This is a genomic window from Flavobacterium sp. LC2016-12 (assembly GCF_015351595.1).
Taxonomy (GTDB): domain Bacteria; phylum Bacteroidota; class Bacteroidia; order Flavobacteriales; family Flavobacteriaceae; genus Flavobacterium.
This window is the reverse complement of record NZ_JADKPT010000009.1, coordinates 177135-195262: the sequence shown is the minus strand read 5'-3', so window position 1 is coordinate 195262 and position 18128 is coordinate 177135. Positions and strand designations below refer to the sequence as shown.

Here is an 18128-nt window from a genome sequence, read left to right as displayed (position 1 = left end):
AGAATGACAAAAAACAATACATAAATATTCATTTTCAAATACTTACAAAATAATCTCTTAACTTTATCTTTCTAAAAAACCAAATAGATTGGCTATGAAGATAAACAACAAAGAAGTTAAAATCGAAAGCTTTGATATTTTTACTTATCGAAGAATCAGGCGTGCTATTGGGTATTTAGGCATTAGTCTGCCGATACTTTTAGTTGGACTATCTTATATCTCTTTTTTTAAAACGCCACTTCAGCCTTCTATTAGCAATTATTATTATACCAATCTCAGGGAAATCTTTACCGGAACTTTGGCTGCTGTGGGATTATTTTTAATTCGGTACAAAGGTCACGGTAATGCTTCTATTTGGAAAAATAACAATCTGCTAACCAATATTGCCGGGATTATGGCGATTGGCGTGGCGCTGTTTCCTATGAACCCGGAAGATCCTTTCAATAAATTTTATACGTTGATTCCATACGCTGAAAAGTGGCTGGGCTGGCTTCATTATGGTTTTGCTGCGCTACTTTTTCTTATTATGGCTTTACTGGCTATTAATGTTTTTACGATTGGTCAGGAAAATGAAACACGAGATCCGAAAAGCATGTTAAACGAAAATAACATTTATCGCTTTTGCGGTTATTCGATTATCTTTTTTGTTATTTTGGTTCCCATTTCTGAGACTTTTAAGCTGTTCCGATATTCCACTTTAATTCTCGAGGCTCTTGCCCTATTTGCTTTTGGAAGCGCCTGGCTGATTAAAGGCCGTGCTTTAGGCGACAGTGGTGAAATTGGTAAAAAACTATATCAGGAAAATAATCCTGTCGATACTGAAAAGGTTTTTGAAGAATAGTTGCTTGGTTGTTTAGGCAACTGAAAGTAAATTTCAATGGTACATTTTTTGGATAAAAGAAGACAACTATTTCGATTATAAGTCATTATTAATTTATAAATCTATTTTTATCATGAAAGTAACGTATTACGGGCATTCTTGTTTCTCCGTTTATGCCAATGGGAAAAATATTCTTTTTGATCCCTTTATTACACCAAACGAACTGGCAAAAGATGTTGATGTTGACGCCATAAAAGCAGATTATATTTTTATTTCGCACGCGCATTACGACCATATTCAGGATGTGGAGAGAATCGCCAAAAACACCGGAGCGAAGGTTTTGGGGAATTTTGAAATCTATGGCTGGCTTTTAAAAAACGGAATCGAAAATGCGCACCCTATCAATCCGGGTGGAAAATTTGATTTTGATTTTGGACGCGTAAAATGCGTGATTGCGCAACATCCCAGCAGTTTTATGGATGGAAGTTATGGGGGAATCGCCTGCGGTTTCGTACTCACTACTTCAGACGGAAATTTCTATTATAGCGGCGATACAGCTCTGACTTTGGACATGCAAATCATTCCGAAATTTACCAAACTTGATTTTGCTGTTTTCCCAATTGGAGATGGATTGACAATGGGAGTTGAAGAAGCGATCGAAGCTTCAAAAATGGTTGGTGTCAATAAAATTTTGGGCGTGCATTACGACACTTTTGGTTTCATTGTAATGGATCATGAAAAAGCAATGACAAATTTTACAAATGCCAATCTACAGCTTTTTTTACCAAAAATAGGCAGTACAATAGAGATCTAATTTTTCTAAATATCGCTAAAGTACTTTTCCCTTAGCGAAATAAAACAGAAACCAAAACTATTAAACAGCTCCATATCTCAAAAAATAAAGGATTATAAATATTTTAACCAAGGCATTAAAATTGTTTCTGGATTTGTCGTGAACCAAAATTCAAAGACAATGAAAACATTAAAAATCTCATTTGTTTTTTTGATGCTTATAACAAATTTATATACTATGAATGCACAAAAAATTAGCGCGCTGAATTCAACCACCGAATTTGCCGATGTTCCGGGCCGAAAAATTGCGTATCGCTCGATAGGACAAGGAACGCCCATTATTTTAGTAAACAGGTTTAGAGGTACGCTTGATACCTGGGATCCTTTATTTTTAGACCAATTGGCCGAAAATTATCGTGTCATCACTTTTGATTACAGCGGAATTGGTTATTCAACCGGAACTTTACCAACCGATTTAAAAGAGGTTGCCCAAGATGTAAAGGATCTGGCTGACTTCCTGAAAATTAAAAAAACGATTATCATGGGTTGGTCTTACGGAGGATTGGTAACTCAGGTAGCCACGCTCCTATTTGATGATCTTATTACCCAAACGGTTTTATTAGGAACAGGTCCTCCGGGCGAAAGAGTCGTTCCATTAGGACAAGCATTTCTGGATGCCGCCCTAAAACCTGTAAACGATTTTGATGATGAAATTGTACTCTTTTTTGAACCTTCGTCAGAAGCTAGTAAAGTAGAAGCCAAAGCATCGCACGACAGAATTGCCAAGCGAATCGATGTTTCTAAAATTCCGTCAACGATGGCTGTTTTTCAGCTTTACTTTCAAGGCAGTGCCGGTTTAGCCGAAGATAAAGATGATTTTAAAGGAAAACTAAAAACTACCAAAACACCAATTTTAATCATTTGTGGAGATAATGACATTAGTTTTGCAGTCGAAAACTGGTATCCTTTAACACAACAATTGCCAACAGCACAACTTATTGTTTTACCACAAACCGGACATGCACCGCATCATCAGCATGCGAATTTGGTGGTAAATTATATTCATGCTTTTCTGGAAAACTCGAAATAAATCGAAATAGTCTAAAATAATAATATGATATTTCTTTTGAAAAAGAGTGCCCTAGCCCTGATGGGAGGGAAAATCCTTTTGTGCCGGGGTTCGGCACAAAAGATTTGGAAGGACAGCAGGAAATAGCTCCTAAAAAAACTACTAAAAATTGAAAAACTTCTTTATAAGACTTTTTATGAAGAAGTTTTTTTTATTCGTCCCAACCTTTTTATAAAAATAGTACTCTATAGTAATAGAGAAGTTTCTTCTGGAAAACTTAAAACTATATTTTATGAAAAACATACTTCTAATTTCGCTATTATTCTTCGGATTATTTACTCAGGCGCAAAGTCCGCAATTGAATGTAAAAGGAAAAGATTCTTCTTTAGTCCGATTAAACCAACTTAAAGTTGCTGTAAAAATCGTGGGCAATATTGCGTACACGACCACTGAAATGCATTTTTATAACGGAACCAATCGCCAGATGGAAGCCGAACTTATGTTTCCGTTACCGGAAGGGGTTTCGGTTTCAAGATATGCGATTGACATCAATGGAAAAATGCGTGAAGCGGTTCCGGTAAACAAGAACAAAGGAAAACAGGTTTTTGAAGCCGTTGAACATCGTCGTGTCGATCCGGGATTACTCGAAAAAGTGGAAGGAAATAATTTCAGAACCCGCATTTATCCTTTAATGCCGGGCAAGGAACGCATTGTAATTATTGGCTACGAACAGGAATTAAGCAGTTTTGATGCAACACATTTGTCTTATCAAATGCTGAGCAGTTATTCCGGGAAACTGGATGCTTTTGAGTTGAATGTCGCGGTTGTGGGGGCAACCGCGGCACCAACAATTGTAAATGATGAAGGGATCTTGGCGTTAGAAAATCAGAATCAGTCTTATGTGACTTCGGTTAAAAAAGTGAATTATCAGCTTAAGGATAAATTAGTCATTACGATTCCGATTCGTGCTGAAATTCCGAGTGTCGTGGCGCAGAGCGTTAATGATCAGCATTATTTTTATGCCAATACTATTTTGGATAATCCTAAAATGCTAAAGAAAAACCCAGCTAATATTGGTTTAATCTGGGATGTTTCGCTAAGCTGCAAAAACCGAAACGTTAAGAAAGAACTGCAATTGCTTGCAGCCTATTTTAATCAATTAAAAAACGTATCAGTGACTTTGTATTTTGCCGGTTTTAATTTTGATAAAAAGAATACTTATGTTATTCAAAATGGCGATTGGTCTGCCTTGAAATCAGTTTTAGAAAACGTGGTTTATGATGGCGGTACCCGATTCTCAAAAATCAAATTGCCGGTTCATGACGAGTATTTATTCTTTACAGACGGATTATCTTCTTTGAGTGCAAACGTATTGACTACGACCAAAAAACCAATTTATACTATTAGCTCGCTTGGTTCCTCAGATTATGCTTTTCTGAATTATAATGCGATAAAAACAGGTGGGAATTTCATCAACCTAAATGAATTAAAAATTGATGAAGCTTATGATAAACTGATGTACCAAAGTTTAAAATTCCTGGGAATCAAAGAAAATTACCTGGTTACCGATTTATACCCAATGGCCGGAACACCGGTTTCAGGAAGTTTTAGCGTAGCCGGAATTTCATTGAAAAGTAAAAATGATGTGGTATTGCTTTTTGGCTATGATGACAAACCAGTTTTGGAAAAAACAATTCATATTGATGCTACAATTCCGGTTTCGGGCGAAATTAATATCGAAAAATTGTGGGCGCAAAAGAAAATTGCCAATCTCGAAATTCAGTACAAAACAAACGCTGACGAAATTGAAACGCTGGGAAAACGCTACGGAATTGTAACGCAAAATACTTCGCTTATTGTTCTTGAAAGTCTGCACGATTATATACAATATGATATTGTTCCGCCAGCCGAATTGAGAGCGGAGTTTGATAACGTCATGAAGCAGCAGATGGCAAGTGCACAGGCAAAAAAATTCAGCAACTGGGAAAATGTAGCCAGTTATTACGAACAGCTTAAAATGTGGTGGGATAAGAACACTAAATACAATATTCCGAAACCGGTACCTGTACCAAAGAATCCAAAAACCGGCGCTAATGTAAATGGGAACGTGAGAGGTATCGTCTTAGATCAAAGTGGTATTCCGCTGCCTGGTGTTAATGTTACTATAAAAGGCACTCAACTTGGTACAGCTACAGATTTTGATGGAAAATTTAGTCTTAACGCAGCTTCCGGGCAAATTCTTGTCTTTTCTTATATCGGAATGAATACTCAGGAAGTTACAGCCGGAAGAACCCGAAATTATAGAATAACCATGACGGATAATTCAGGGGCTCAATTAGAATCTGTTGTTGTTACTGCAATGGGAATAAGCCGTAGTCAACGAGAGGATGTTGAAGAAGACGAAGAATCAGATAAAAAAGAAAAAAGAAGTTACACTACTTCTTCTGCCATGATGGTGCGCTCTGAGAGTAGTACACGTCCAGCTCCAAACGTTCAAAAAGCATTGGCTGGGCAAGTTGCAGGAGTTGCTGTTGGTAACGGTACCGTAATTGCTGCTGATAATGCTATTCAGAATCAAAATGTGGTAGACTCCAATCTGGACGTTACTGTTGGTTATTCGAGTTTTAATCAAACAAAAACAAATACCTGGAATCCGGACAGAATTTATTTGAAAGCATTAGCCAATGCTCCGGCAGAAAAAAGATACAGTGTATATCTTGAATTGCGTGCCGACCAAATCAACAATCCGAATTTCTATTTTGATGTAGCCAATTATTTTTATGACAATGGCGACAAAGAAAAAGCCTTATTAGTATTGAGCAACATTGCCGATTTAGGATTAGAGAATCACCAATTATACAAATCCCTGACTTATGTATTACGTCAGTGGGGAACGTACGAAGATGCTTTATTTACCGCCAGCCAGGTTGCAAAATGGAGAGAACAGGAACCACAGGCGCATCGCGATTTGGCATTGACTCTTGAAGACAACAAACAATATCAGGCCGCTTTTGATGAATTGATCAAGGCCCTAGAAGTAAATTATTTCGGTGAAATGAGCGGACAATATTCTGGTGTTGAAGACATTATTTTAATGGATTTAAACAGAATGATTCAGGAACACAGCGGTATTAAAACCGACAAATTGGACAAAAAATATTTAAACAAAATGCCTGTTGCGATCCGTATTATCCTAAATTGGAATCAGATGGACACGGATATCGATCTTCACATTATAGAACCAACCAACGAAGAATGTTATTACGGCCATCGTGACACCGAAATTGGTGCCCGTTTCTCTAAAGATTTCACAGAAGGCTACGGTCCGGAACAATATTTATTGAGAAATGCTGTTAAAGGAAAATACATCATCAAATCGAATTATTTTGGCGAAAGAACTCTAACCGAAAACGGTCCAACAACCGTTATGGTTGAAGTGTATACTTCTAAAAACGGTGTTACAGAACGAAAATTACAAACGATTCAGCTTGGTAAAATCAAAGAAAATCAAAACTTAGCAGAGGTTGTGATCGATTAATTATATAATTCATTTTACTGAAAAAAGGTTTTAATTGACGTATGAAAGTATGTTTATTAAGACCTTTTTTCTTGTCTTTGTTTTTTATTTGGAGCAGAAGAATTTCGTTTTCAAAACACGTTTTGTCCCGCTATCCCTTTCAATCTTTTGTCCCGAACACCGGGACAAAAGGATTTCCAGTCCTATCGGGGCTAGATTAGAGGGTTTTGTTTTTTCGAGAAATGCATATCCAAAAAAAAACATAAATAATTTCTTATTCTTTCCTATCTTCGTTATTAATTATTTTTTGAAATTGTAATAAAAACGATAATTCACACACTTATAAAACACTGAAAATCATGGAAAATAAAAAAGTAGTCAACTTTATCTTTTGGATTTGTGCAATCATCTTAGGCGTAACATTATTCAAGCAATTTGATTTTGAAACTTTTAAATTTGAGAAGCCGGCACTGGCAGTTATTTACTTCTTGTGTTTTGCGTTTTCAGTTTTTATTTTAGTGAAGAATTCTAAGAAGGGATCTGAGAAATAGGAAAAACTAGTCCTAAAAAATATAAATACAATTGAATCAGGAGCTCCAAATTAACAAAAAGGCAGTTGGATAGCCTTCTAACGAGAATATGAAAAAGCTTATATGCCTATTATTGTTATTTGTATCTTTTTTTAGCAAGCTATCCTATGCTCAAGACAAAAAAGAAGCTATAAATGACTTTTTACAAACAATCGTTCCCGATTATAATCAAAAAATATTTCTCATTCAAGAGAAGACCAGTACAAATCATGTAATTGATATTTTTAAAGGAAAAACGTCTAAAGATTCAATAACCAATGAATATAAAAGAGAAGAAAGAGAAGAAATCAAACCACCTCTCTACAATGAAGAAGATTGGGCAGAAATGAAAAAAAAATATTATCACAAAATCGAAAAACACAATTCATGGGTTTCAAATGATTTTAATTATAAAAATGTTGAATTCTTCTCTTCTCATTTATTTATAGAATTTATTGTCAATCATTTCGAAAAACATCTTCCAATCACAAATGTTTTTTCTTTTTCAGAGCCTATCTATTATAGTGCTAATAAGTATTTAGTTTTTAAAGTTGGTCAGGGAACCACTGAATCAATTAATGGCCTAACTGACAATTATTTAATAATCATGAAAAAAGAAAATGGAAAATGGATCGTAATTAGTAAATCTTACCAACTTGATCTATTTTATTAGACGTTACAAAATTTTATGTTTTAACTTTAAACTTATAAAAAACAGATAATAGCAATTTAAAGATTAATCCAACCAAATAGTAAACATTATGAAAAAGTTACAATTCAAAGTAAGCATCAATGCACCTGTAACCAAGATATATGATTTTATGCTTGGCATTACCAATAAATCAACTTATGAACAATGGACTGCCTTGTTCAACCCCACCTCTACCTTTGAAGGGAATTGGGAAAAGGGAAGTAAAATGCTGTTTATTGGTGTAGATGAAAAAGGAGAAAAAGGCGGTATGGTTTCCAGGATAGCTATAAACGTTCCCAACCAATTTGTTTCTATTCAACACTATGGGCTTTTAAAAGCCGATAAGGAAATAACTGAAGGACCAGATGTAGAAAAATGGGCAAACGGATTTGAAAACTACACCTTCGAAGAAAACAATGGCACGACAACCGTTACTGTTGACTTAGACACGGTAGAAGAATTTTTAGATTACATGAACGACCACTATCCAAAGGCTCTTGAGAAGCTGAAAGAAATTTGTGAAAAGTAGTAATTAAAAAAATATGCGAGATAACAACAGAATAAAACCAATTGTAGAAAAACTTGAAAAACTTTGGCTTTCAAATCCTGATTTTAGATTAGGACAACTTATTATGTGCATAATAAAACCTGAGGAAGCTAATCCCAAAATATTCTATCTTGAAGACGAGGATTTTTTAACGAAATTGAATGAACTTGAAAAACGATGGAACGAAATTAAAAAACAATAAGTGAGAGACTTTATGAAGGGCACATTTTTTGAATATGTTTTTTGGAAAAGCCCAAGGCGGGAGACATTTGCTTTGCCTCTTTTTTAAAAAGCATTCTATCAAGCAAATTATATAAGTATTAAGTCACATGAGAAAAATTATCCCAATTTTAATATTATTGACATCGATTCTATCTTTTGCACAAAAAAAAGAGAATTGGAATAAAATTACAATTAAAACTTTAGACTCAATAAAGAGCGAACTAAAAACAGAGCAAATCAAGTGTTTTAATTTGTTGATTTCAAAAAGAGAAGATTACCAAACTCAAAAGCGAATTGATACAACTAGTTCGACAATTTTAATAGTTGAGGGATATAATTTTTCGGAGAGAAAATATGGAATTTATGAAGATTTTCTTCTCGATAATAATCATATATTTTCTTATGAAAATGACGCTCAAGAAATTGGGGTAAGTTTCAACGATTATGAAGATTTTATAGAATCTGCTCTCAATAAAAAGACTTTGGACTCCATTAAACCACGAAAATATAAAGCGGTATTTGGTTGTTCGACTACCAAAAGAACAATAAGAAAATCAAGGGAAATAGTGGACATGGCTCAAAAAGAAGGTGTGATATCCGAAGAATATGTAAAAATCTTGACCTTAATTGATAATAGAACTAGAAAAATAAAAGTCTCATTTTTGATTCCCAAAGCAGGAAATAGAGAAGTCCAAATTTCTTATGGACCTTATTACTCAGAAATGAAATTGGAATATTGGCTAAATTGAATTATAGCTTTGATCTCCCCTTGCTAGTGCGAACATCCCGCTAGTTAACATAAAGAAAATTAAAAATCACTTAAACAAAAAAGCTCCAGATTTCTCTGAAGCTTTACTTAGTGACCGCGGAGGGGTTCGAACCCCCAACCCTCAGAGCCGAAATCTGATATTCTATCCAGTTGAACTACGCGGTCAAATAATAAATTCCAATTTTTTTAAATTCCAAATTCCAATTTAAGCATTGGAATTTGGAATTTTTTTATTGGAATTTTAAACTAATAGTTTTTTAACAATTGCAGAAATGGTTTTTCCTTCAGCAGTTCCGCCTAATTGAGCAGAGGCTAATCCCATAACTTTACCCATTGAAGCAATTCCAGAAGCTCCAGTTTCAGCAATTATTTTTGCTACAACGGCTTCTACTTCTTCCTCACTTAATTGAGCTGGCAAAAATTTCTCGATTACAGCAACCTGAGCCAATTCTGGTTCAGCTAAATCAGGACGATTTTGTTCTGTAAAAATTCTTGCGCTTTCTTTACGGGTTTTAACCAGTCTTTGAAGTAATTTAACTTCATCGTCTTCTGTTAATTCTTCTTTTGATCCTGAAGCGGTTGCAGCCAATAACATTTCAGATTTAATAGCTCTTAATGCTTCTAATGCAACTGTATCTTTTGCTCTCATGGCCGTTTTAATTTCGTCCATGATTAATGTTTGTAAACTCATCGTTTTATTTTATTTAAATAAGCTCAAAGCTTATATATTGTTATGATTATTTGAATTATCCGCGACTTCACTCCAAATGACAATAAGATTCACTTTAAAAGTGTACTAAAGAAGTCAAATTTTAAAATTCTGTGCGAAGATAAAAAAAATAACCCGAAAATTAAATCCAATTTTCGGGTTATCCTAATATTATGAATGTAAAATTAATCTACGTTGTCGTGCAAAAATGAATTGTTTGAACGCAATTGCAAATCGTTGTTACTATCAGTACCAACAGATATTCTTGAATTGGTTGAATTCGACTGATTATTTGAAAGATCGATACCTAATCTTTTGTAAGCAGGCTCTTTTTCAAGTTCATCAATTCTCGAAACATTATTATGGAATTTATAGTTAAACTCCTTTAGTTTCTTTCTTCTTTCTTCTGCTCTTAAACGTAATGTTTCTTCGATTGTCAATTCCATTGGAGACACATTTGAAGTTGTTGCGAAATCAGCTTCCTGAGCAAAATCGACCTTTTGTTTTAATTGAATATTCAATTCAGCAGGAACAACATCTTCTACTACTTTTTCAACTGGTTTTGATGACATTAAATTGTCCTCAACCTCCATATATTCTTCTAAAGAATATTTGATAACTCCGTTTTCAGCAACTTCTGTTACCGGTACAAATTGTACTGGATCGTTAACTTTGATATTACGAGTTTCGTTTGATAATTCGAATAAAATTTTAGTCTCCTCAACAACCGGTTCTTTTTTCACTTCTGGTTCAGATCTGAAAAGAGGTAAATCAAAAGAGAAAGTCGTTTGTTCTTCTCTTTCAAAAGTTCTTTGCTGAACTGGCTTTACTTCCTGAACAAATTCTGCTGCCGGAGCTGAAATCGTAAAATCGATATCTGTAATTGGCGAAACGATTTCAAAAGTTACATCAAGATTTTTGATAAACTCTGACATCACCACTAATTCTTCCTGATTGATAGTTGGAGCAACTGCAACTGGAGCAACAGGAGTTGGAACTACAGGATTATGAGTATTTGCAAAAGGCTCATCTTCCATTAATTCAAAAACAACTTTTTCTTCTGATTTCGCAGTAGGTGTTTCAGCATTTAAGTCAAAAGAAGTAACCGTTTTGTTCGTTAAATTATGAACACTTCTTTGCTCATCTTCTAACGTATGAATGATTTTTTTAGGTTCTGTATTTACGATTTCATTTTGTTGTTCAACATCAAAACCAGTAGCAATGATAGTTACCGCAATAGCCTCACCAAGAGTTTCGTCTTCACCAACTCCCATGATAATATTAGCGTTGTAACCTGCTTCTGCCTGAATATGATCATTGATTTCTCCAATTTCATCAAGCGTGATTTCATTAGATCCAGAAACGATAAGCAACAATACGTTTTTGGCTCCTGTAATTTTGTTGTCGTTTAGTAACGGAGAATCCAAAGCTGAAACAATTGCTTCTTTCGCTCTGTTTTCGCCTGTAGCAACAGAAGATCCCATGATCGCAGTTCCACTGTTTGACAAAACAGTTTTGGCATCACGTAAATCGATATTTTGAGTATAGTGGTGCGTAATTACTTCAGCAATACCTCTTGAGGCTGTTGCTAATACTTCATCCGCTTTAGAGAATCCAGCTTTAAAACCAAGATTTCCGTATACTTCTCTTAACTTATTATTATTGATAACGATTAACGAATCGACTTGTTTACGTAATTTTTCGATTCCTAAAAGCGCTTGTTCCTGACGAACTTTACCCTCAAACTGAAACGGAATTGTTACGATACCGACCGTTAAAATTTCTCTTTCTTTTGCTAATTGTGCAATTACCGGAGCAGCACCTGTACCAGTTCCACCACCCATACCAGCGGTAATAAATACCATCTTAGTACCACGGTCTAACATTTTTTCGATATCAGCGATACTTTCAATAGCAGATTGTTGTCCTACATCAGGATTTGCTCCTGCTCCAAGACCCTCTGTTAGGTTCATACCTAACTGAATTTTATTTGGTACAGCACTATTCTGAAGCGCTTGCGAGTCTGTATTACAAACGATAAAATCTACCCCTTTAATACCTTGTTTAAACATGTGGTTGATTGCGTTACTTCCGCCTCCACCTACACCTATTACCTTGATTACATTTGATTGGTTTTTTGGTAAATCAAATGAAATACTTCCAAATTCTGAGTTGCTCATCATCTTTTTGGTTTTGAAATTCTTATTAAATACATTTTTTACTTCTTGACTTGGGGCCAATAGTAATCCTTTTCGTCTATTATTAATTTATTCTGCGTTGTCTAAAAAATCTTTGATTTTATCGACATAGCGATCAAAAAATGATCTTCTTATTTTTGTTTCGGTAGATTCTGCTTCAACAGTATTTCTAACTTCTCTTGACTGCTCTACAGTTTCTACTCTTTCAACGTAGTTTTCTTCAACTTCGTATCGTTGCTGTACTGGTTGTTGCTGCTGCGGTGGCACATTTCTGTAAACCACTTTTGGCTGTTCGTTAACCAACTCCATTCTAACAGCACTTTGTGTACTGTTTTCAATGCTATTCATTACCAAACCAACTGCAGTTGCAAACAATGGGCTAGAAATTTCTTCGCTTGAATTTCCTGCTAAATGCTCATTTGGATATCCAATTCTGGTATCCATTCCGGTAATGTACTCTACTAATTGTTTAATGTGTTTTAGTTGAGCTCCACCACCCGTAAGAACGATTCCGGCAATTAATTTTTTACGAGGATCTTCGTGTCCGTATGCTTTAATTTCTGCAAAAACCTGCTCCACAATTTCCACCACACGGGCGTGGATAATTTTAGACAAGTTTTTAAGCGAAATCTCTTTTGGCTCTCTGCCTCTTAATCCAGGAATAGAAACAATCTCGTTGTCTTTATTTTCTCCCGGCCAGGCTGATCCGAATTTTATTTTTAAAAGCTCTGCTTGTTTTTCAATAATTGAACAGCCTTCTTTAATATCATCCGTAATTACATTTCCTCCAAAAGGAATTACAGCAGTGTGACGAATGATTCCATCTTTAAAAATGGCTAAATCTGTTGTTCCACCACCAATATCGATCAATGCAACACCCGCTTCTTTTTCTTCCTGACTCAAAACTGCATCTGCCGAAGCCAAAGGCTCTAATGTCAATCCAGACAATTCGATTCCTGAACTCTGAATACATCTTCCCACATTTCTGATAGAAGAAGCTTGTCCAACTACAACGTGAAAACTAGATTCCAGTCTTCCACCGTACATTCCGATTGGCTCTTTGATTTCAGACTGTCCGTCGATTTTAAATTCCTGTGGCAAAACGTGAATGATTTCTTCTCCCGGTAACATGGCCAGTTTATTAACCTGGTCAATCAAAAGCTGAATATCTTTCTCGCCAATTACTTCCTCCGGATTACTACGGCTGATGTAATCTGTATGCTGTATACTTCTGATGTGTTGTCCGGCAATACCCACAACCACATCTTTTATTTTGTAACCTGAATTATTTTCTGCTTCTAAAATAGCTTGTTGAATTGATTGGATAGTTTGCGTAATGTTGTTTACAACACCTCTCGCAACACCCAAACTTTTGGATTTCCCAATACCCAAAATTTCCAACTTTCCATACTCGTTCTTCTTGCCTATCATGGCAACGATTTTGGTTGTTCCAATATCTAGACCTACTGCAATGTTATCTTTTTCCATTTTCTATTATTTTGTGCAAACTACTTGTTCCGTAAACCTAAGGTCAATCTTTTTGTATTTGTATAACGAACTATCTAAAACTGCTTTTTGAAAAAAGGCTTTATAGTTATTAAATTTCTTATCAACATTCATCGTTCTGCCAAAATCGATGAAGTAATCATAATTTCTATTAAACATTTTTAGGCTGCCATTAGGCATAATTTGTATTGCAATGATGTTTTTTTTCAAAAACGCATCGTCATAAATTGTGCGAAATAAAGCAGCTAAATCTTCGTTATTTTTTTCATTTATTGCCCCCGAAACAAGAGGAACCCGCGCTGTAAAATTGTCTGATAAAGGCATTTTATTACCCTCATAGTCAATATAAAAAGAGTTATCACCATCATAAACTCTCGCTATTGGTGTCTTCTGTTTTACTATCGCTTTTAGAACTCCATCGATACTTACAAAAACATCTGACTTCTCAATCATGTCTTGCGTATCAAGGGTTTTTTCTATGTTATTCAAATCTAACTCATCTTTTCGGATACTGGAAGCGTCTCTTTTATTTTCTATTAACAATTTATTAACCGATTCCGGCTTAACAAACAGCGTGTTTTCTCCTACAAAAACTACCATAGATTTCTTCAGTTTTCGATCACCATTTCGATGTTGTGCGAACGAATACAAAAAAAGTACAAGCCCAAAAATGAGAATCAATCGAATATTTGTCCAATTAAATATTTTCATTTAGCATTTTTTTAATTGATGGAACCATTTCACCAATATCTCCAGCTCCTATCGTTACAATTATTGGCGCATCACTGGCTTTGATTTCCGCTAATAAATCATTTTTTGCAACAATTTTTTTGTTCGAACTTGTCATTTTCCCTAGCAGCCAATCCGATGTAATCCCTTCCATCGGTAATTCTCGTGCCGGATAAATATCCATTAAAAACACTTCATCAAATTGCGATAAACTCTCTGCAAATCCATCAGCAAAATCTCTTGTTCTGCTGAATAAATGTGGTTGAAAGATCGCCAATACTTTACGCCCCGGATACAATTCCGTAACAGCCTGATGTACAGCATTTATTTCTGTTGGATGATGCGCGTAATCATCTATATAAACTAATTTCTCAGATTTAATCTGATAAGAAAAACGTCTTCTGATTCCGTTGAATGAAGCAATGGCTTTTGCAATGGAGTCGGTCGGGGTGCCAAACGTTTTGGCCATTGCAATAGCCATTAATCCATTCATTAAATTGTGTTTCCCAGGCAATCCGAAATGCAAATCTTTCATAATTTCTGATGGCGTCTGCACATCAAAAACATAACTTCCATTTTCTATTCGAACATTGAAAGCCTTATATACAGCATCTTCATTTATAGCACATTGCACTCCTTCAAGAGGTAATTCCTTAGTTATAAACAACTTGCTCTTATCTTCAACTTTCGAAGCAAATTCTACGAACGAAGCCTCAATAGCATCGCTGGTTCCGTAAATATCTAAATGGTCAGCATCCATAGAGGTGATACAGGCAATATTTGGATGTAAGTGTAAAAATGAACGATCAAATTCATCAGCCTCTACAACTGTTACCGTTTTTCCTGTTCCAATTAAATTCGAATTGTAATTCTCAACTATTCCACCCACAAATGCAGTTACATCTGCTCCACTCTCATATAAGATATGTCCTAAAATACTTGAGGTTGTTGTTTTTCCATGTGTACCGGCAACTGCAAAACTAAAAGTGTCCTTCGTAATAATTCCTAAAACTTCAGCACGCTTTTTAATTTCATAATTTCTTTCGATAAAGTAATTCCACTCTGAATGCGATTTTGGAACAGCTGGCGTAAAAATCACCAACGTATTCTCCACGAAATAATCACTTGGAATCAAATTAATATTATCTTCAAAATGAATATCAATTCCACTTTCAATCAATTCATTAGTTAACATTGACGGTGTTTTATCGTAACCTGAAACCTGTTTCCCGATATATTTGAAATAACGGGCCAGAGCACTCATTCCGATGCCTCCAATGCCAATAAAATAAACGTTCTGTATTTGATTTAAATTCATTTTAATTTTATTTTTTGGGCTATTTATTTCTAGTTCTATTTTATAAAAAACTAGTAATTAAGCCTTTGTATTTTTTCTTCTTTAATAACCCAAAATGCCTAAAATAGCATTCTGTTTTCTTTTTTGCGTTGTATAATTTTAGACAAACTTTATATTATAACAACTTTTTAATCTCCTCAACAATAACTTTTGTTGCATTCGGCATTGCCAATTTTTTAATGTTGGCACTCAACTGCTTTTGCTTTCCGTCATCTTTCATTAAAGCTTCAAAAACAATACTAAACTGACTGTCTAAATCTGATTCTTTTAATAAAATAGCACCCTTCGCATCCACAATTGCCTGAGCGTTTTTTGTCTGATGGTCTTCGGCAACATTTGGTGATGGAATAAAAATCACTGGTTTCCCAACAATACATAATTCCGAAACTGATGATGCTCCGGCACGTGAAATGATCACATCTGCTGCAGCGTAAACAAAATCCATTCTTTCAATAAAATCAACTACCCTCACGTGTTGTTGTTGATGTTTTTTATAATCTTCAAAATATAATTTTCCGCATTGCCAGATAATCTGAACATTTTGCGAAAGCATATTCTGCAATTCTTTTTCGATTAACTGATTGACTCTTCTCGCACCTAAACTTCCTCCTAAAACTAATAATGTTTTTTTATTCGGATCTAAACCATAGAAAGTGATTGCTTCATCACGTTTACTTTCAATGTCAATCAAATCCTGACGAACCGGATTTCCTGTTAAAACAATTTTTTCTTTTGGAAAAAAGCGCTCTAAATTTTCATAAGCCACACAAATTGCATTGGCTCTTTTACTCAATAATTTGTTTGTAATTCCCGGAAATGAATTTTGTTCCTGAATCACTGTCGGAATTCCTGACTGCCCTGCAGCTTGTAATAAAGGTCCGCTGGCGAAACCACCTGTTCCTATCACTACGTTTGGTTTGAATTGTCTGATGATTCTTCTTGACTCTAATAAACTTGTTGCCAGTTTCAATGGAAACATCAAATTCTGCAATGTCAATTTTCTTTGTAAACCTGCAATCCAAAGTCCTTTTATCTCATAACCTGCCTGAGGCACTTTTTGCATTTCCATCTTATCCTGTGCCCCTACGAAAAGGAATTCAGCATCAGGAAACTGTAATTTTAATTCATTTGCAATCGCAATCGCAGGATAGATATGCCCTCCTGTACCACCACCACTTAATATGAATTTATAATTTGTCATCTTTAAAAAATTTTACTCTTTAAAAACTATACTGTTCTTAACTTATTTATTTAAAACCGCATTCATAGGATTTCTCGAATTGTCCTCAATTGAATACATCATTCCTTCTTCTTCTTCTTCGTGATTTTTTTCATCAGCAGGCAAATCTTCTTCTGCCAGTTCTTTATCAATTAATCTTTGAAGCGCTTCTTTTCGTCTTTCTTTCTCTTCTTTTTCCTCCGCAATTTCTTCGTCTTTTTTAGTTACACTGATGATAATTCCAAGAGAGAAACAAGTCATCCAGATAGAACTACCTCCACTACTAATCAGCGGAAGGGTCTGCCCCGTTACTGGCAATAATTCCACTGCAACCGCCATATTGATCATCGCCTGAAAAATCATTGGAAAACCGAGCCCGACGACGACTAACTTTCCAAATAACGTAGTCGCTTTATGTGATGCTATTACAAATCGGAACAATAAGAGTAAATACAAAAGCAATATCGAAACTCCTCCAACCAGACCATATTCTTCCACTACAATGGCATAAATAAAATCGGAAGAAGATTGTGGTAAAAAGTTCTTCTGAACGCTTTTCCCTGGACCTAAACCTCCTAATCTTCCAGATGCTATTGCGATTTTTGCTTTTTCGATCTGGTAATCATCTTCATCAGGTTTATCTGTGGTAAAGTTCGTAATACGGCTTTCCCAGGTTGATACCCTGCTAAAGAATCTTGAATCCGGAAAAGCTTTGGCCACCAAAAGGAAAAACGCCAACATTGCAACTCCTGAACCGATAATAAAACCAATATACTTTAATGGATATTTTCCAATGAACGTTAACATCATAACCATAGCAAAAATCAACGCTGTGGTCGAAAAGTTCGCTGGTAAAATAAGTGCCAATGTGATAAAAACCGGCAACCAAAGCTGTATCAGTGAAACCTGAAAAGGTTCGTTTTCTTCTTTGGTTTTAGACAAATAACGCGCCACAAAAATAAACAGTACTATAGAAGCTAATGTTGAAGTCTGAAACGTGATCCCAATAAAAGGAACCTGAATCCATCGACTTGCATTTGCTCCGGCAATTACAGTTCCTTTCAGCAATGTGTAAAGCAATAAGAACCATACAATTGGCAAAGCAATTTTTGAAATCGCCCTGAAATAATGATACGGTACTCTATGAACCCAATAAATAATTAAGAAACCGATACAAATGTGAGCCAGGTGTTTCACCAAATAACCCAAAGTATTTCCTGTTCCGTGTCCAATGTATGCCAAATTACTACTCGCACTAAAAACAGGCATAAACGAAAACAGCGCCAATAAAGCCACGAATGACCATATTACTCTATCTCCTTTTAATTTGTTTACTAGCTCTTTCATAATTTTTAATTTGTTTCAAGTTTCTTTTGTTTCAGGTTTCAGGTTCCCAAATAACGTGAAACCTGAA

15 protein-coding genes and 1 tRNA gene are annotated in these 18128 nt (G+C 35.2%); 8 read left to right on the top strand and 8 right to left on the bottom strand.

The genetic code is table 11. The annotated features are described in order from the left end of the window. The first annotated feature begins 94 nt into the window (after positions 1 to 94). The 8 genes from IRZ99_RS15345 to IRZ99_RS15310 all read left to right on the top strand — a co-directional run bounded on the left by IRZ99_RS15345 (position 95) and on the right by IRZ99_RS15310 (position 8976). Positions 95 to 841: a hypothetical protein gene (locus IRZ99_RS15345; protein ID WP_194658099.1), complete on the top strand. Its 747-nt coding sequence runs from the start codon at positions 95 to 97 to the stop codon at positions 839 to 841. A 112-nt stretch (positions 842 to 953) separates the two neighbouring features. Further along, positions 954 to 1634 (top strand): metal-dependent hydrolase, encoded by a 681-nt coding sequence (locus IRZ99_RS15340; protein WP_194658098.1) that lies wholly within the window; start codon positions 954 to 956, stop codon positions 1632 to 1634. A gap of 159 nt (positions 1635 to 1793) precedes the next feature. Next, a complete protein-coding gene (locus IRZ99_RS15335) occupies positions 1794 to 2702 on the top strand; it encodes an alpha/beta fold hydrolase (protein ID WP_228519099.1) in 909 nt (302 codons plus the stop codon). Positions 2703 to 2973: 271 nt separating this feature from the next. After that, positions 2974 to 6219, top strand: coding sequence for a VIT domain-containing protein (locus IRZ99_RS15330; RefSeq protein ID WP_194658097.1), 3246 nt, complete (start codon positions 2974 to 2976; stop codon positions 6217 to 6219). Positions 6220 to 6837: 618 nt separating this feature from the next. After that, positions 6838 to 7440 carry a hypothetical protein gene (locus IRZ99_RS15325; RefSeq protein ID WP_194658096.1) on the top strand — a complete coding sequence of 201 codons (603 nt, stop codon included), beginning with the start codon at positions 6838 to 6840 and terminating at the stop codon, positions 7438 to 7440. Positions 7441 to 7528: 88 nt separating this feature from the next. Beyond that, on the top strand, positions 7529 to 7987 hold the full coding sequence (locus IRZ99_RS15320; RefSeq protein WP_194658095.1) for an SRPBCC domain-containing protein: 459 nt from the start codon (positions 7529 to 7531) through the stop codon (positions 7985 to 7987). Positions 7988 to 8000: 13 nt separating this feature from the next. After that, on the top strand, positions 8001 to 8207 hold the full coding sequence (locus IRZ99_RS15315) for a hypothetical protein (RefSeq protein WP_194658094.1): 207 nt from the start codon (positions 8001 to 8003) through the stop codon (positions 8205 to 8207). Positions 8208 to 8334: 127 nt separating this feature from the next. Next, positions 8335 to 8976, top strand: coding sequence for a hypothetical protein (locus IRZ99_RS15310; protein WP_194658093.1), 642 nt, complete (start codon positions 8335 to 8337; stop codon positions 8974 to 8976). A gap of 111 nt (positions 8977 to 9087) precedes the next feature. Here IRZ99_RS15310 and IRZ99_RS15305 read toward each other — a convergent pair. The 8 genes from IRZ99_RS15305 to IRZ99_RS15270 all read right to left on the bottom strand — a co-directional run bounded on the left by IRZ99_RS15305 (position 9088) and on the right by IRZ99_RS15270 (position 18061). After that, a tRNA-Arg gene (locus IRZ99_RS15305) sits at positions 9088 to 9161 on the bottom strand. Between the two features lie 76 nt (positions 9162 to 9237). Then, complete coding sequence (locus IRZ99_RS15300) at positions 9238 to 9687, bottom strand: GatB/YqeY domain-containing protein (protein ID WP_074659845.1); 450 nt, start codon at positions 9685 to 9687, stop codon at positions 9238 to 9240. A 203-nt stretch (positions 9688 to 9890) separates the two neighbouring features. After that, positions 9891 to 11888 carry a cell division protein FtsZ gene (gene ftsZ, locus IRZ99_RS15295; RefSeq protein ID WP_194658092.1) on the bottom strand — a complete coding sequence of 666 codons (1998 nt, stop codon included), beginning with the start codon at positions 11886 to 11888 and terminating at the stop codon, positions 9891 to 9893. 84 nt (positions 11889 to 11972) lie between these two features. Beyond that, positions 11973 to 13391, bottom strand: a complete 1419-nt coding sequence (gene ftsA / locus IRZ99_RS15290) for a cell division protein FtsA (protein ID WP_194658091.1) — start codon at positions 13389 to 13391, stop codon at positions 11973 to 11975. 6 nt (positions 13392 to 13397) lie between these two features. Continuing rightward, positions 13398 to 14120 carry a cell division protein FtsQ/DivIB gene (locus IRZ99_RS15285; RefSeq protein ID WP_194658090.1) on the bottom strand — a complete coding sequence of 241 codons (723 nt, stop codon included), beginning with the start codon at positions 14118 to 14120 and terminating at the stop codon, positions 13398 to 13400. Next, positions 14107 to 15456: a UDP-N-acetylmuramate--L-alanine ligase gene (gene murC / locus IRZ99_RS15280; RefSeq protein ID WP_194658089.1), complete on the bottom strand. Its 1350-nt coding sequence runs from the start codon at positions 15454 to 15456 to the stop codon at positions 14107 to 14109. The genes IRZ99_RS15285 and murC overlap by 14 nt, the downstream gene beginning before the upstream one ends. Before the next feature lie 154 nt (positions 15457 to 15610). Beyond that, entirely contained in the window at positions 15611 to 16696 is a 1086-nt protein-coding gene (gene murG / locus IRZ99_RS15275) for an undecaprenyldiphospho-muramoylpentapeptide beta-N-acetylglucosaminyltransferase (RefSeq protein ID WP_194658088.1), read from the bottom strand. A 42-nt stretch (positions 16697 to 16738) separates the two neighbouring features. After that, on the bottom strand, positions 16739 to 18061 hold the full coding sequence (locus IRZ99_RS15270; RefSeq protein WP_194658087.1) for an FtsW/RodA/SpoVE family cell cycle protein: 1323 nt from the start codon (positions 18059 to 18061) through the stop codon (positions 16739 to 16741). Positions 18062 to 18128 lie beyond the last annotated feature (67 nt).